This is a genomic window from Streptomyces sp. NBC_01320, assembly GCF_035974375.1.
GTDB lineage: Bacteria > Actinomycetota > Actinomycetes > Streptomycetales > Streptomycetaceae > Streptomyces > Streptomyces yanii.
Genome location: NZ_CP108390.1, coordinates 2,595,769 through 2,610,543, shown reverse-complemented (window position 1 = coordinate 2,610,543; position 14,775 = coordinate 2,595,769). Strand labels below are relative to the sequence as shown.

Here is a 14,775-nt window from a genome sequence, read left to right as displayed (position 1 = left end):
GACCCTACGGTCAGCCGTGCTCGACCGTCAGCGGTTCGAAGGCGATACGGGTCGTCGACCCGTCGTCGGCCCAGCCGACCTCGACCGTGTCGCCGTCCACGTTCACCCCGCTCGTGGCCGCCGCTGGTGCCGTCGGCTCCGCCTTCGCCGTCAGCGACGCGAGCGACACCAGCAGAACCGTTCCCTCCGCGTCCGCGCCCAGCCTCGGAACCACCGCCCACCGGGCGTACGCCGTGCCCTGCGGAGCCCGTACCTCGTCCTGGGTCTCCCAGCCGTGCAGGCCGTGCAGCTCGGACCGTACGGAGTCGTCCGGGCCGGTCGCCCAGCCCGTCTGCTCCACCCGCGCCCCGTCCGGGGCGCCCAGCACCCGGTGCACCCGCAGCTCGTACCGGCCGCGGACCACCGTGACGCTCTCCACCCGCATCCCCGGCACCATCGGCGGACCGGACGTGAAGACGGGGCGGTGCCAGGACGCCGCCCAGCCCCAGCCGTCGCCCCCTCCCGCGCCCAGCGGGCGGATGCTGCGACGGCCGCTGCGTACTCCGTCGACGACGACGGCCAGGTGGTTGTCCGCCGCGTTCACCCGCGACGTGGGGCCGGTCACCGTGGAGTACGACCAGCGGCTGTACAGCGGGTCGTCCTGCACACCCGACTCGCCCTCGTGCGGCCGGACATGGTCGCTGCCGTGGTTGTGCAGCCGGACGATGCCGTCCGCCCGGGTGGACTGGATCAGCAGACCCGGTGCGGGCAGCGCCAGCACCCGGTCGGGGCCCTCGCTGGGCGCGGGCTCCTCGGTCGCCGTCCACAGCGGATGGCCGTCCGGGGCGAGCAGCGCGACGAACGCCTTGGACGCCCAGTACGGGGACGCGGGGCCCGAGTAGTGCTGCAGCGTCGCCTCGTGCGGGCCGTGCCAGCCCAGGTTCAGCAGCCCGTCCGTACCCGTCGCGCCGCGGTCCAGGAAGTAGCGCAGCGATCCGCTGATCACCCGCCGCGAGGCGCCTGGAGAGAGCGGGGTGTGCCCGGTGACGGCACCCAGCGCGACCGCCGAACCGGCCGCGAACCGGTAGGTCAGCGAACGCCCGAAATGGATCGGGGCACCGTCGCCGCCGAACAGCAGCGTGTAGTTGTCCAGGTGCTCGCGCAGCCGGGAGCCGTAGTGCGCGGACAGTTCCGGGTCGCCCGACAGATGCGCGTCCAGCATCGGGTAGAGGTGCAGCGCCCAGCCGTTGTAGTGGTCGAAGGCGCGACCGTCCCCGTCGGAGTACCAGCCCTGTCCGCAGTACCAGCTCTCCAGCAGGCCCAGCGCCCGTTCCTTCGCCCGGGACGTCTCCGTGTCACCGCGGCCCACCGACTCCAGGAACGCGGCCACGGAGTAGGGGAACAGGTACCAGTTGTTGGGCGCGGGCGTGTGCCGCAGCGCGCCGCGCAGCCACTCCTCGGCGCGGTCCTGGACACCGGCGTCCAGCCGGTCCCACAGCCAGGGACGGGTCAGCCGAAGCCCGATGGCGACCGAGGCGGACTCGACCATCGGCTGGCCCTGCACATGGTGGTCGAGGATCAGCGGCCAGGACTCCAGGTCGTCCCGGCCCGGCGTCCGCGTACCGGCCGCGAGACCGTCCGCGTACCGGTCGAGCCAGCCGTGCGGGTCCTTGCCGTCCGCGCCCGCGACCCGGAACGCGGCAGCGAGGAACGTCCGGGCATAGCCCTCCAGACCGTCCGAGCGCACCCCGGAGCCGGACGGCCGCCCCGGCAGGTCGAGCAGGGCGCTGCCGGGGGTGGACCACTGCCACGCAGCCCGCAGCATTCCGTCCGCCGCCGCCTCCCAGTGCGCCCGGGTGTAGCCGGTGTGCGGGCTCGAGTCGCGGTCTTCGGAGGGGAGTTCAAGAGGAGAGGTCATGCGAGGAATGCCAGCCTTTCGCGTCGTACGGGGTGGGCGAAGCCGTCGCCCGCGGCCCAGCGGTCGATCTCGCCGACCGCCAGGTCGACCAGCCGCCGCCACTCGTTGCCCTGCGAGCCCGCGAGATGGGGGGTGATCAGGGCGTTGTCGCACTCCCACAGGGGGTGCGAGGACGGCAGGGTGTCGGGGTCGGTGACGTCGAGGATCGCGCGGATCCGGTTCTGCCGGAGTACATCGGTGAGCGCGTCCTGGTCCACGACGGCGCCCCGGGAGGTGTTGATGAGCACCCCGTCGGGGCGCATGGACATGAGCAGTTCGCGGCTGACGAGACCGAGGGTGGCGGGCAGCAGCGGAGTGTGGACGCTCACCACATCGCTCTGCGCGAACAGTTCGGCGAGGCCGACCGGACGCACGCCCAGCTCGGCGGCGTCCGCCTCGGAGACGTACGGATCGTGCAACAGCACCCGCAGGTCGTACGGGCGCAGCAGCTCGATGACGCGCCGGCCGATCAGCGAGGCGGACAGGATGCCCACGGTGCGCCCGTAGTTGCCCACCTCCGCCGAGGTGCGCAGCCAGTCGTCGCGACAGTGCTCGGCACGGTAGTCGCGGGCCCGCTCCAGGACTCGTTTGCCGGAGAGCAGGGTCATCGCGACGGTGTACTCCGCGACCGGCAGCGCATTGGCCGCCGCCGCCGAGGACACCTCGATGCCCCGTTCCCAGCAGGCCTCGGTGACATGACCGCGGACGGTGCCCGCCGTGTGGACGACGGCACGCAGCTGCGGTGCCGCGGCCAGCACGCTCTCGTCGAGCGGTGGGCAGCCCCAGCCGGTGACCAGGATCTCGGTGTCCGCGAGCGTGGCGCGGGCCCGGTCGGTGGTGAAGTCGTCGAGGACGGGCAGAGGGGCGAGTTCGCACACCCCGGCGAGTGCGGCCAGGGCTCCGGGAGTGAGGACGGCGGCCGCGGCGTCCGGCTTCATGGCGACGGCGGCGCGTGGCCGGCGGTGCGCGGCGTGGGTGGTCGGGACGGTCGGGGTGGTGCTGGGCATCATGCTCCTGGTCGGGGAGTGGCGCGGACGTGATCCGGTCGGCCCGCTACTTGACGGAGCCCGCGGTGAGCCCCGCCTTCCAGAACCGCTGGAGCAGGGCGAAGGCGAGAATCAGTGGCAGGACAGCGAGCAGCGAACCCATGATCACGACGGGGTAGTACTCGGGGGAGACGGTGGCGGAGCTGTTCCAGGTGTAGAGCCCCAGACTGACCGGATACAGGTCCTGGTCCGAGAGCATCACCATCGGCAGGAAGAAGTTGTTCCAGATGGCCGTGAGCTGGAAGAGGAAGACAGTGACGAGGCCGGGTCCCAGCATCCGCAGCGCGACCCGGAAGTAGGTGGTCAGCTCGCCCGCGCCGTCGACCCGGGCCGCTTCGAGCACCTCGTCGGGGACGTATCCCTGACTGAATATCCGGCCGAGGTACACGCCGAACGGGTTGAAGAGCACCGGGATGAACACCGACCAGAAGGTGTTCACCAGCCCCGTGCCGGACGCCATCAGATACAGCGGCAGGGCCAGCACGGTCTGCGGCACCATGACGGCGGCGAGGACAAGACCGAACAGCTTCTCCTTGTGCGCGAAACGGTACTTGTCGAAGGCGTAGCCGCAGGCGATGCTCACCAGGGCGCCGAGCGCGGCGCCGAGGACCGCGTACAGAAGGCTGTTGCCGTACCACCGCCCGTACAGTCCCCCGTCCATCGCGAACAGGTCCTTGAGGTTCTGCACGAAGGAGAAGTGGTTCAGCGACAGGACGTCACTGCCGGACAGCGCGTCCCGGTCCTTCGACGCGGCCAGCACCAGCCACAGCACCGGCAGCAGCGTGTACAGCACCGAGATGCCCACGACGAGATTGACGACGGAGCGGCCCAGAAGCCGGGGACGCAGCGTGGTCGCGGTGCGGGTGGTGGTGCTCGTCGCGCTCATCGGGCGTCCTCCTCGGGGGCGGTGGCGCGGTTGGTCCAGCGGGTGACGCCGTAGGAGAGCGCGACGGTGCAGACCAGCAGGACGACGGAGGCGGCGGCGGCCAGGCCGTAGTTGTTCCGGGTGAAGGCCGCGTCGTAGATGTACATGCTGGGTGAGAACCGCGAGTTGATCATCGGGCTGGCCTGGCCGAGCAGCATCGGCTCGGTGAACAGCTGCAGCGCGAAGATCAGCGTGAACATCGCCACCATCACGATGGACGGGCGCACCAGTGGCGTCTTGACCTGGAGGGCGGTACGGACCGGTCCGGCGCCGTCGACGACCGATGCCTCGATGACCTCGCGCGGCACGGCCTGCAGAGCGGCGTAGAAGACCACCATGTTGTAGCCGAGATTGCTCCACAGCGCGATGTTCACGATGGACGGCAGGACGGTGTGCAGTCCGAGGAAGTCGATGGTGATGTCGGCCTTGCCGAGCAGGTCGATCACCGGGCTGAGCCCGGGCGTGTACAGGTACAGCCAGATGAGGGCAGCGATGATGCCGGGGACGGCGTGCGGCAGGAACAGCCCGAGCTGGGCCGATGCACGCAGCCGTACCACTCCGGAGTCCAGCAGCAGTGCCAGCGCGAGGGCGGACACCACCATCAGCGGGATGTAGATCACGCAGTACAGCGCGACCGTGCCCAGGCTGCTGAGGAACGTCGGGTCGGTCAGCACGGCCGTGTAGCTGCGCAGTCCGACGAAGACGGTGTGCTCCGGTCCGAAGCCGAGCCCCGGCTGGTCGTCGCTGAAGAAGCTCAGCCAGACGGCCGTCCCGACGGGGATCAGGAAGACCGTCACCAGGAGGACGAAGAAGGGCGTCATCAGGGCGCCGCATGCGCCGAGTTCACGGCGCCGGGAGGACCTGTGGGTGGTGCGTGCGGGCGCCGCGGACGACGGGGCGTCGGCCGGGCGCGTGGAGCCGATCGAGGAGGGGGTGGTGGTGGTGAGGGGGCTGGTCATGGGTGTCACCTGCCTCTCTGCTGCTGGGAAGGGGATACGGGGCGGTCAGCTGGTGCGCTCGCTGGTGGCCAGGCCCAGTGCCCTGAGGTCCGGCATGGTGCCCTTCTGGGCGGCGCGTACGGCATCGATCAATGAGCCCTGGCCGCCGCTCGCCCGCGCGAAGCCGTCCTGCATCACCTTGCTGGTGGCGGTCATCCGCGGCCCCCAGATCCAGCCGTCCCGGATCTTGTGCGCCTCCCCCTCGAAGAGGCGGTAGATGTCCTGACCGCTGTAGTAGCTCCGGTCGAAGGCCTTGCGGCCGACGGGTACGAGGCCGGGGGCGGCCGGATACTGGCTGCTGGTGCCGCTGGCGAGCCGGGCCCGCAGCGCATCCGGGTGCGACACCTGCCATTCGATGAACTCCATGGCGGCCTCCGGGTGACTGCTGTCCTTCGTCACCGCGAAGGTGGAGCCGCCATGGGTGCCGAGGGACGGTGCGGCCGGATCCCACTGGGGGAGCGGCGCGACGGCCCATGCGCCCTTCTGCGCGGGCCGTGCGTTCATCTGCGCCCCGGCGTCCCACGCTCCGCTGAGCCGGACGAGGACCTGGCCGTTGCTGATCTGGGCGTCGCTCTGGCGGCCGTCCACGGGGTTCATGAAGACCAGGTCCTGGTCGATGAGCCGCTGCCAGTACGACGCGACGCGGCGGCTCGGCTCGTCGGCGAGCGAGACGTTCCAGACACCCCCCGCGGTGTCGAACCACTGGGCACCGGCCTGCCAGGCGAACGAGGCGAACTGGGGGGCGCCGTCCGTGGCGAAGTTCGCCAGCCGCCGGCCGTTGCCCTTCCGGCGTACGGTACGGGCTGCCTCCTCGAACTCGTCCCAGGTACGCGGCACATGGAGTCCGTACTGCTGGAAGAGGTCGCTGCGGTAGTGCATCACCATCGGTTCGACATCCAGCGGAACGCTGAAGGCGCGCTTCTCGAACGTGGTCAGCGCGAGCGCCTGCGGCAGCAGCTTGGCGCGCAGCCCGTCGCTCATCAGGCCGGTGATCTCGCGAGCGACACCATCGATCGCGAAGCCGGGGAGCTGGGGGTACTCGATCGTGGCGACGTCCGGGGCGTTGCCCGCCCGCGCCGCGTTGCTGAGTTTCGCGTACCCACCCTGGCCCCCCGAGGGGATCTGCTGGAAGTCGACCTGGATGCGGTCGTGGGTGCGGTTGAACGCGTCCACGACCTGCTGGCTGCCGCGCAGAGCGGACCAGAAGGTGATGTGCGTGGCGCGCTTCGCGCCGGTGCTGATGGCGTTGCTCGTGCTGCCCGACCGCGATGCGCCGTCGCTGCTGCTGCAGGCGCTGAGCGCGCCTGTCAGAGGCAGGGCGGCGATCGTGGCGAGCACGGATCGACGGCTCTGTCGACCAGGCATGGGTGCCTCCCGCGGCTCCTGATTCAAGACACGGGGAATCCTGATCGGCTGATCGGTACGGGTCAAGGGATCGCTCAGAAGAAAATGAAAGCGGTCAAACGCTCAGTCTTTTACGGGGGTGACCCTCTGGGCCGAACCGCGCACCTTCAGCGCGGGCAGCAACTCCGTCCGGCGCACCGGTCCGGTCGTACCGCCAGGCCCGGTCAGCCGGTACAGCAGCAGTTCGGCCGCCGCCCGCCCGATCTCCGCCTTCGGCGGCGCCACCGCGGTCAGCGGCGTACTGCCCAGGGCCGCGACCACGTCGTCGTACGCCACCACGGAGCAGTCCCGCGGCACCTGGACCCCGCTCTCCGCCATCCGCTGCACCAGCATCAGCGCGTCCACATCTCCGTGCAGCACGGCCGCCGTGGCGCCCCGCTCGCGCAGCAGGGCGGCGAGATCGGGAGCGGTGCCCTCGGCCGGCGCCGGAGCGTTCTGGACGCGGACCGCCGCGCTCGGCGACCCGGGTCCGGGACCGGGCACCGCCGTCGGTGAACTGAGCACCACGGACCAGTCCTCCACCTCCGGCCGGTCCGCCGCGATCTGGGCGAACGCCGCCCGGATGGTGCGCGCCGTCGGACTGTCGTCACGGGCGGCCAGGACGATGCGGCGGTGGCCCAGCGCCACCAGATGGTCCACGGCGAGATGCGTTCCGTACCAGTGGTCGGAACAGACCGAGTCCAGGGGGTGCAGCGCACTGCCCGGCCGGGGCCGCCGCTCCATCAGCACGGTCGGCACGCCGACCTCCGCCAGCCAGCCGTAGTCCAGCTCCTCCGAGCGGGCGTTGCGCCACCGCGGGGCGATCAGCAGTCCACGGGCCCCGTCCGCCAGGGCCCGCTCCACCAGCGGCCGTTCGGCACCGGCCGACTGCGGCGCGATGTGCAGGGCGATCCGCATCCCGGACTCCTCCAGGACGGTCCGGGCGCCGTGCAGCGTCTCGTACAGATACGAATGCCGCTCCGGTACGACGATGGCCACCGCGCCTCCGTCGCCGGCCGGCTCCGCTGTCCGCGCCGCCGGGACCGGGACGGGTTCCGCCGCGTCGACCACCGGCCGGGCCACCCCGTGCCCGCGCCGCAGCCTCCCGGCCCGGGTCAGCTCCTCGACGTCCCGGCGGATCGTGACCACCGAGACATCCAGCTCGGCGGCGAGCACGCTGACCTTGACGGCTCCTCGCGACTGCACCACCGACAGGATTCGCTGACGCCTGAGTTCAACCGGCTCCCGCATGCTGATGGCCCCCTCGCCGTGCCGCTGCGCATTGTTCGTTTGAACGCTTCCTGCGAACGCTTGGGTCGCAGCATAGCGATCAACCCCGTGCTGTCCATGGCCGATCATGGTCGTCCCGCACGCGCCAACGGCCCTGCGGCATCGTTGCGAGCCCTGCTCGATGCCACCCACCGTCAGCGAACTCGAGACCGATCGGAAAGGGAGGGGAGCCCGGAGACCAAGAAGGTTGTGGTTCGCGGCGACGGTGACGCCGCTGGCCGCCGGCTGCCCGCGGCTCCCGGCGCGGCGACCGCCCCGGCCCGGGACGGACATGCCTCAGGGGCCGTTGAAAAACGGCCCCTGAGGCGCACCCGCCCAACGCCCCTACGGCTGTCCCAGCGACAACCGGTCGAGGTCGGGCGCGGACTTCCGGTCGTTGTAGACCCTGATCGTGTGGGACTCCGCGGTGAGCGTCACCGGTACGGAGGTCGTCTGCGGGGTGCTGTTCCCGATCCCACTCACCGCTGCCTCGACCGGCGCACCGCCGTCGACGCTCACCAGGAACGAACGGTCCCCGTTCACCGTGTAGTCGATGAACAGCGGGTACGTCCCCGCCCGGTCCACGGTGACGTCGGGGAACAGGACATCGGCCGCCGCACTGCCTCCGATGTTGCGTACCTTCTCCCCGCCGGAGCAGGGCGAGCAACCCGTGAGCCCGGCGGTGCCGAGTCTGTTCCGCGAGTCCTCGGCCTCGCGCATGAACACCCGGTCCGCCGAGCGCGGCCGGATGCCGACGTTCTGCGTCACTGTGTGCGGGGTACCGAGCGTCAAGAACTCCGCGGTGACCGGCACCGTCGTCGGGGCGACGTCCGCACCGGAAGGCGAGAGCAGCGTCCACTGCGCCTTCACCGTCTGGCCGAGCCGCAGCGACGACGCCGTCGCCGGGCCGCCCTCGACCGTCCAGCCCACGGGCGCCTTCGGGGCGAGCCGAACACCGTCGAGCGCATCATCCGCGTCCAGCCGAAGTTCCGCCGTGACCTGGACGGACTGCTGCCCGGCGCCGACCCACTGCAGCCCGTGGGGCTCCACCGTCATGGTCGTCTTCGGGACGTACGACGCCGGTGGCAGCGGTCCGACGGCGATCCGGTCGAGACCGGGCCCCCGGGACGCCGTGCTGAACACCTCGACCGTGTTGACCCCGGCGGTCAGGGGCACGGAGACCGCCGTGGACCCCGGCACGTCCGGGTTGCCCGCCGGCACCCGCACGTCGATCGCCGCCGCGCCATTGACGCGTACGGACAGCGAGGTCGCGGCACCGGCGGTGTGGTCGAACTGGAGCCGGTAGTTCCCGGCTTCGGCGGCTGTCACGTCGTGGAAGGTGACGGAGTTACGGGCTCCGCCGCCGAATCCGACCAGCCGCGCCGACCCCGAGCAGGCCCCGCACGCGGACGCCCGCACAGCGCCGTCCCGGTCATTGCGCCGTGACTCCGCCTCCAGCGGCACCTGCGCCGAGCCCGACACCGGCGCCCCGTACGCCACCTTGATCTCGTCGATCCTCAGTCGGCCGAAGAAGTCCGGCGCCTGCGGACCGGCCCAGGTGCTGCGGACGTCGAGCTTCAGATAGCGGGCCTTCTGCTCACCGATGTCGATGAGCTGCACTCCGCGGGCGCTCGGCAGAGCGCCGGCCCGGACCGTCCTCCAGTGCCTGCCGTCGTCGCTCGCCGAGACCGCGTAGTCCTTGATCCGCGCGGAGTCCTCCGGCCTGCCGAAGGTCGACCGTGCGTGCGTCGGCGACCACTCGCGCTGGTTCACCGCGAGCGAGGTCACCCTCCGGAGGCTTCCGAGGTCGATGGTCACGGACGCGGGAAGCTTCCCGTCGCTGTCCCAGTAGTTCCCGTCGTCTCCGTCGACGACCGCTCCGCCGGGGTGCCCGTCGGCCGCCGACGAGGCCGTGGCCCGCAGGGACTTCTGTGGGTAGTAGGAGTGCTGCCGGCCGTCCGTCTCGACCTTGAACACCGTGTCGTACGGGTCCCAGTCGGCGATATCGAGGATGGTCAGGTAACCCCCGGACTGGCTGAAGGCCACGTCCTTGCCGGTGCGCACATCGGTCACCCGGGTCGCCCGGTAGCCGTTGTCGCGCAGCCGGACCATGTCGGTGCGGGGCCGGGTCACCACATGCACGTACTGCGTCACCGCGCCCGGCCCGACGGTGATGACGCCGTGCGCACCGTCGTTCCAGAAGCCGGGCTGCATCCCGCCGTACATGTAGCCGCCGCCCTCGGTGCCCTCCAGCGAGGACCGGATCGGGGCGGTCCACCCGGCCATGAAGTCGTTGTAGGCCTGCTGGCTCGGCGGGAACCTGCCGTTCACCATGGCCGTCTCCGCCATCAGCGACTTCATGGACGAGCCCGCGTTGGTGATGTACCGGCCCGTGCTCAGCCGGAAGTCCACCGGGTGGTCCTTGCCGTCGTACCACCAGTCGCCGCTCGTCGGCAGCTTGTAGTCGCCTTCCGAGATGCGCGGCATCGGTGTGAACGCGGCCGACGGGTAGTCGTACGCCGGAGTCATGCCGGTCTTCTGCTCATTGCTGACCGTGTCCATGATCGGCGTGTCCTCATTGTTGTTGGTCAACAACCAGGACGGCCGCTTCGCCCGGATCTGCTCGTAGAGCTGGTGGCTCTCCCAGTACTCGTTGTCGTTGTCGATCCAGAACCCGGCCAGATCTGGGTAGTTCTCCATCACCTCGAAGAACTGGTCGTAGCTGAACCGGCCGAAACCCTCGCGGGTCGTCAGATCGACCTTCTCGCCCTTGTATGCCGAGTAGGCGTCCGAGTCGAGGGTCTGCACTCCCGGCACCTCGTTGTGCCACTGCGGATCGTCGGTCATGTACAGCATGACCTTGATGCCCTTGGCCTTGCCCGCGTTCACGAGTTCGCCGAGGAAGTCGCGGTCCGTGGAGCAGCTGCCGGGGATCTTCGAGGGCCAGGGCCGGGCGTAGCCGAGCCTGCTGTGGAAGGTGGCCAGGACGATGTAGGAGGCACCGAGCTTGCGTGCCTCGTCGACCCAGTAGTCGGGGGACCAGCCGCCCGCGGTGACGTCGTGCTCCCACGTCGCGCAGTCGGTGTGGCGGGGCGCGGTGAACATGCCCCAGTGGAGGAACAGGCCGGCGGTGGACTCCCGCATCCACTGCTGGCGCGGATGCTGGACCTCGGCGGTGGCGGCGGGCGCGCCGAGAAGCGCCGCTGTCACGGCGAGGACCAGGGAGAGACAGAACAGCCGCCATCTCTGCCCTACGGATGAGCTGTGCGGTACGAATGCCATGGCCGTCGCTCTCTCGCTGGGGGCCGATGCGCGTGGAGGCAGGGGAGCCACTCACGAAGACATCCGATGCTTGCAATGCTGATATCGGGAGTCAAGCCTCCGGGCGGGCAACTGGGCAGTAAATAGCGCCAATTGACGCGAGCCTCATGTGTGCGCGGAGTCAACACATCGGATGAGTCGGTGCAAAGGCGGACGTTGAGCAGAGGGACCGGCTGGCGGTGCGGAAGTGCGTGCGATTAGCATCTGGTCCTGGCATGGACACCCTCACACTCTGGCAACTGGCGGCGCTGGCCGCGGCATCCACGCTCGTCGGCTTCTCCAAGACGGCCGTCAGTGGTGCCAATACGATCAGTCTCGCGGTTTTCGCGGCCGTACTCCCGGCCCGCGAGTCCACCGGAGTTCTGCTCCCGATCCTCATCGCGGGCGATGCGCTCGCGGTCCTCACCTACCGCAGGCACGCCCACTGGCCGACGCTGCTGCGGCTGTTCCCCGCCGTCGCCGTGGGCGTGGTGATGGGCACCGTCTTCATGATGTGGGCCGACGACGACGCCGTGGGGACCTCGATCGGCGCGATCCTGCTCTTCATGGCGGGCGTCACCGTCTGGCGGCGCCGCACCGGGGCCGACAGCAAGGTGGCTCCGGACGAGTCCGGCGGCCCGTCCGGGGCGGGCAGGCTCAAGGCCCGTTCGTACGGGGTGCTCGGCGGCTTCACCACCATGGTCGCCAACGCGGGCGGCCCGGTGATGTCGCTCTACCTGCTGTCCGCGGGCTTCCGGAAGCTCGGCTTCCTCGGCACATCGGCGTGGTTCTTCCTGATCGTCAACACCTCCAAGGTGCCGTTCAGTGTGGGCCTCGGCCTCATCGACGCGCAGTCGTTGCTGCTGGACGCGGCCATGCTGCTGTTCGTCGTCCCGGGCGCGTACATCGGCCGGAAGTGTGTGGACCGGATCAACCAGAAGCTCTTCGAGCGACTGGTGCTCGGTGCGACCGTGCTCGGCGGACTCCAACTGCTGCTGCGCTGACCGCACCCATGAATGACGGAACCCTCCTGGACCGGACGGTCCAGGAGGGTTCGAGGAGAAACCTGAGGAGAGCGCGGAAGCCGTCGTGTCAGACGATGTCCGCGGCGATCTCCGCCTGTTCGCGGGCGTTCCCGTACGCCGACGGCGTGCTGTAGGAACGGCGTGCGACGAACCACCAGATGGTGGCCAGGGCCAGCACGGCGACGAGCGCGACCGACGCGTAGTTCATCGAGTCGATGGTCACCGGTGACGACTGCGGAAGCAGGAACAGTACGGTCACGATGGCCACCCACACCACGGCGATCCAGCCGATCGGCTTGGACCAGCGGCCGAGGTGCCAGGGCCCCCGCTCGAAGCGGTCCCCGGCGCGCAGCTTCAGGAAGATCGGGATCGCGTAGGCGGGCGTGATGCCGATGACGTTGATCGCGGTCACCGCACCGTAGGCGGTGGCCGAGTACAGCGACGGCAGCGCCAGCAGCCCGGCGACGACGACCGACAGCCACACGGCCGGTACGGGCGTCTGGGTGCGGGCGCTCACCTTGCGCCACAGCGCCGAACCCGGCAAGGCGTTGTCGCGGCTGAACGCGAACACCATCCGGCTGGCCGCGGCGACTTCGGCGTTGCCGCAGAACAGCTGGGCGGCGATCACGATCAGCAGCATGGCGGTGGCGCCCGAGGTGCCGAGCGCGTCGATCAGGATCTGGGCCGGAGGCACACCGGTGGCGCTCTCCTGGGTGCCCACGTAGTCCTGGATCGCGAACGTCAGACCGGCGAGCAGTACGAAACCGGCGATCCAGGAGACCCAGATCGAGCGGACGATGCCGCGCGCCGCCGACACCGAGGCGTTCGAGGTCTCCTCCGACAGATGGGCGGAGGCGTCGTAGCCGCAGAAGGTGTACTGCGCCAGCAGCAGGCCGATCGCCGCCACATAGAGCGGGTTCTCCCAGCCCGTGTCATTGACGAATTCGGTGAAGACGAACGACGGCGACTGGTGGTGGGAGGGAACGATCGCCAGCACGGTGACGATCACGGCGACGCCGGCCAGGTGCCACCAGACGCTGATCGAGTTGAGCACGCTGACCAGACGGACACCGAAGAGGTTCAGTACGGCGTGCAGCAGCAGAATGCAGAGGAAAATGATCATGGTCTTGCCTGGGGTGGGGGTGAAGCCCCACTGAAGGTTCATCAGCGCGCCGGTGAACAGCGCGGCGCCGTAGTCGATACCCGCGATCGCACCGAGCAGACCGAGCAGGTTCAGCCAGCCCGTGTACCAGCCCCACTTGCGGCCGCCGAGCCGGTCGGCCATGTAATACAGCGCCCCGGACGTGGGGTACGCGCTGGTGACCTCGGCGAGCGCCATGCCGACGCAGAGGACGAACAGGCCGACACCGGCCCAGCCCCACAGCATCACCGACGGGCCGCCGGCCGACATGCCGAAGCCGTACAGGGTCATGCAGCCGGACAGGATCGAAATGACGGAGAAGCTGATGGCGAAGTTGCCGAAGCCGCCCATGCGACGGGCCAGCACCGGCTGGTAACCGAGTTCGCGCAGCCGCTGCTCCTCGTCCTTCTGGGGAGCGGCCTGCGCGCCCGGCTGGGTCGAGGTGGGTATGGACATGAGGGGAAACCTCCGTGAAGGGGAAGGGGTCGGGGACGGTTTGTTGTCGGGGGGAGAACGTGCCGGGGTCAGTCGTGCGGTCCCCGGCGCGGTTCGGGTGCCGCGGCGAGACAGCGGGTCCGGGCGCGCAGATACACGTCCTCGGCGCCCGAAGGGTCGCGTGGGTCGGGGGCGCGATAGGCCCAGGGCAGCGTGGTGAAGTACGGGCCGAGTGCCCGGAACACCGGTGCCGCGTCGGCGAATTGCAGGGCGCCCCACAGGGAATGGGCGAGATGGTTGACGTCGAGCAGAGAGTGCCTGGCCGGATCTGTGCGGTGGAACCAGAGGTGCAGGGCCCGTTCGGCATCCCGCTCGGCGTCCTCGGTGACCCAGTGGAGATCAAGCGCCTTCTCATGACCGTGCTCACGGCGGTAGCGCTCGACCCGCACGTACAGCGGGAGAGCATGGAGCGCGGATCCCTCGGGCGCCGAAGAGGCGGCCCACTGCGCGAAGTTGACCGCCTCGGAGAGGGTTCCGCCGGCCTTTCGCGCGTACACGAACTGGAGCATCCGGTGGTAGGCCTCGCGGTTGAAGGGATCGCGCCGGTCGGCCTCCGCCAGCAGCCCCCACGGGCCGGGAAAGAGCATGGGCCCCGGCGGATGCAGCCGGTGCTCCTGCAGTTCCTGCCGCTCGTCCAACTGTGACAGGGCCAGCAGACACACCCAGGGCACCGGGTCGGCGGGGGTGGCGTGGGCGGCCGACCTGCACGCTTCCCAGGCCTCCTGCCACAACTCCTGCGCCCGGTGATGCCCCTCGCGGTGGGCGCGCACGGCACGCTCCACCACGACCCGCGCGTGCATCACGGCAGCCGCGACACTCCGGGGTTCCTCGGCCAACCAGGCCTGCACCGCGTCGGAGCCTGCGGCGACCGCGCCGAGCACCTGGGTGCGCTGGGTCCACAGCGTCCAGTCCGGGGTGCTTTCCAGCAGATTCCGCATGGATACCCAGCGGCCGGTGCGCAGGTCCTGTAATGCCGCACGTAAGTCGTTGTCGTGCCCGGCCGGGTGATAGACCGGCCGGAAATCACTGGTCGCCATGGACTCCCCCCGCCCCCGTGCACGGCAGTGAATCCGCGCCTAAGCAGACGTCCCGGGACGTGCGATGTCGGCGCCCGCGGCATGGTGTCGGTCTCATCAATCCTCAAGGGCGTGGGGGGTGAAGCAGCTGTTGAAAGACGAACTGCCAGGAACCGTCCGGTTGTTGCTCGGCGGTGAGTGTAGAGCGCGTTCTGTCGATCTCCCGACCGATTCGCGGATC

The 14,775-nt window shown here is 70.0% G+C and carries 10 protein-coding genes; 1 reads left to right on the top strand and 9 read right to left on the bottom strand.

Translation table 11 applies throughout. The annotated features are described in order from the left end of the window. Nucleotides 1-10: 10 nt before the first annotated feature. The 7 genes from OG395_RS12295 to OG395_RS12265 form a co-directional block, all read right to left on the bottom strand. Nucleotides 11-1,897 (bottom strand): DUF2264 domain-containing protein, encoded by a 1,887-nt coding sequence (locus OG395_RS12295; protein ID WP_327242939.1) that lies wholly within the window; start codon nt 1,895-1,897, stop codon nt 11-13. Then, nucleotides 1,894-2,943, bottom strand: coding sequence for a hydroxyacid dehydrogenase (locus OG395_RS12290; protein WP_327249319.1), 1,050 nt, complete (start codon nt 2,941-2,943; stop codon nt 1,894-1,896). Before OG395_RS12290 ends, OG395_RS12295 begins: the two co-directional genes overlap by 4 nt. A 46-nt stretch (nt 2,944-2,989) precedes the next feature. After that, on the bottom strand, nt 2,990-3,868 hold the full coding sequence (locus OG395_RS12285; RefSeq protein ID WP_327242938.1) for a carbohydrate ABC transporter permease: 879 nt from the start codon (nt 3,866-3,868) through the stop codon (nt 2,990-2,992). Next, nucleotides 3,865-4,866 carry a carbohydrate ABC transporter permease gene (locus OG395_RS12280; protein WP_327242937.1) on the bottom strand — a complete coding sequence of 334 codons (1,002 nt, stop codon included), beginning with the start codon at nt 4,864-4,866 and terminating at the stop codon, nt 3,865-3,867. Before OG395_RS12280 ends, OG395_RS12285 begins: the two co-directional genes overlap by 4 nt. Before the next feature lie 45 nt (nt 4,867-4,911). After that, the gene (locus OG395_RS12275; protein ID WP_327242936.1) at nt 4,912-6,270 is read right to left on the bottom strand and encodes an ABC transporter substrate-binding protein; all 1,359 of its coding nucleotides are present in this window, start codon (nt 6,268-6,270) and stop codon (nt 4,912-4,914) included. A 102-nt stretch (nt 6,271-6,372) separates the two neighbouring features. Then, nucleotides 6,373-7,539: a substrate-binding domain-containing protein gene (locus OG395_RS12270; RefSeq protein WP_327242935.1), complete on the bottom strand. Its 1,167-nt coding sequence runs from the start codon at nt 7,537-7,539 to the stop codon at nt 6,373-6,375. 363 nt (nt 7,540-7,902) lie between these two features. After that, nucleotides 7,903-10,839 (bottom strand): alpha-L-fucosidase, encoded by a 2,937-nt coding sequence (locus tag OG395_RS12265; RefSeq protein WP_327242934.1) that lies wholly within the window; start codon nt 10,837-10,839, stop codon nt 7,903-7,905. A gap of 254 nt (nt 10,840-11,093) precedes the next feature. On the opposite strand from OG395_RS12265, the gene OG395_RS12260 reads away from it, so the two are divergent. Further along, nucleotides 11,094-11,861 (top strand): sulfite exporter TauE/SafE family protein, encoded by a 768-nt coding sequence (locus OG395_RS12260; protein WP_327242933.1) that lies wholly within the window; start codon nt 11,094-11,096, stop codon nt 11,859-11,861. 88 nt (nt 11,862-11,949) lie between these two features. Here the strand turns inward: OG395_RS12260 and OG395_RS12255 are convergent, their stop codons facing one another. Both OG395_RS12255 and OG395_RS12250 read right to left on the bottom strand, forming a co-directional pair. Then, nucleotides 11,950-13,479, bottom strand: a complete 1,530-nt coding sequence (locus tag OG395_RS12255; protein WP_327242932.1) for an amino acid permease — start codon at nt 13,477-13,479, stop codon at nt 11,950-11,952. Between the two features lie 68 nt (nt 13,480-13,547). Beyond that, nucleotides 13,548-14,555 (bottom strand): hypothetical protein, encoded by a 1,008-nt coding sequence (locus tag OG395_RS12250; protein WP_327242931.1) that lies wholly within the window; start codon nt 14,553-14,555, stop codon nt 13,548-13,550. Nucleotides 14,556-14,775 lie beyond the last annotated feature (220 nt).

What these genes read in the sequence shown, in the direction of transcription:
- OG395_RS12270 (WP_327242935.1), bottom strand. Translation starts at nt 7,539, where the DNA reads ATGCGGGAGCCGGTTGAACTCAGGCGTCAGCGAATCCTGTCGGTGGTG.
- OG395_RS12255 (WP_327242932.1), bottom strand. Translation starts at nt 13,479, where the DNA reads ATGTCCATACCCACCTCGACCCAGCCGGGCGCGCAGGCCGCTCCCCAG.
- OG395_RS12285 (WP_327242938.1), bottom strand. Translation starts at nt 3,868, where the DNA reads ATGAGCGCGACGAGCACCACCACCCGCACCGCGACCACGCTGCGTCCC.
- OG395_RS12290 (WP_327249319.1), bottom strand. Translation starts at nt 2,943, where the DNA reads ATGCCCAGCACCACCCCGACCGTCCCGACCACCCACGCCGCGCACCGC.
- OG395_RS12260 (WP_327242933.1), top strand. Translation starts at nt 11,094, where the DNA reads ATGGACACCCTCACACTCTGGCAACTGGCGGCGCTGGCCGCGGCATCC.
- OG395_RS12250 (WP_327242931.1), bottom strand. Translation starts at nt 14,555, where the DNA reads ATGGCGACCAGTGATTTCCGGCCGGTCTATCACCCGGCCGGGCACGAC.
- OG395_RS12295 (WP_327242939.1), bottom strand. Translation starts at nt 1,897, where the DNA reads ATGACCTCTCCTCTTGAACTCCCCTCCGAAGACCGCGACTCGAGCCCG.
- OG395_RS12265 (WP_327242934.1), bottom strand. Translation starts at nt 10,839, where the DNA reads ATGGCATTCGTACCGCACAGCTCATCCGTAGGGCAGAGATGGCGGCTG.
- OG395_RS12280 (WP_327242937.1), bottom strand. Translation starts at nt 4,866, where the DNA reads ATGACCAGCCCCCTCACCACCACCACCCCCTCCTCGATCGGCTCCACG.
- OG395_RS12275 (WP_327242936.1), bottom strand. Translation starts at nt 6,270, where the DNA reads ATGCCTGGTCGACAGAGCCGTCGATCCGTGCTCGCCACGATCGCCGCC.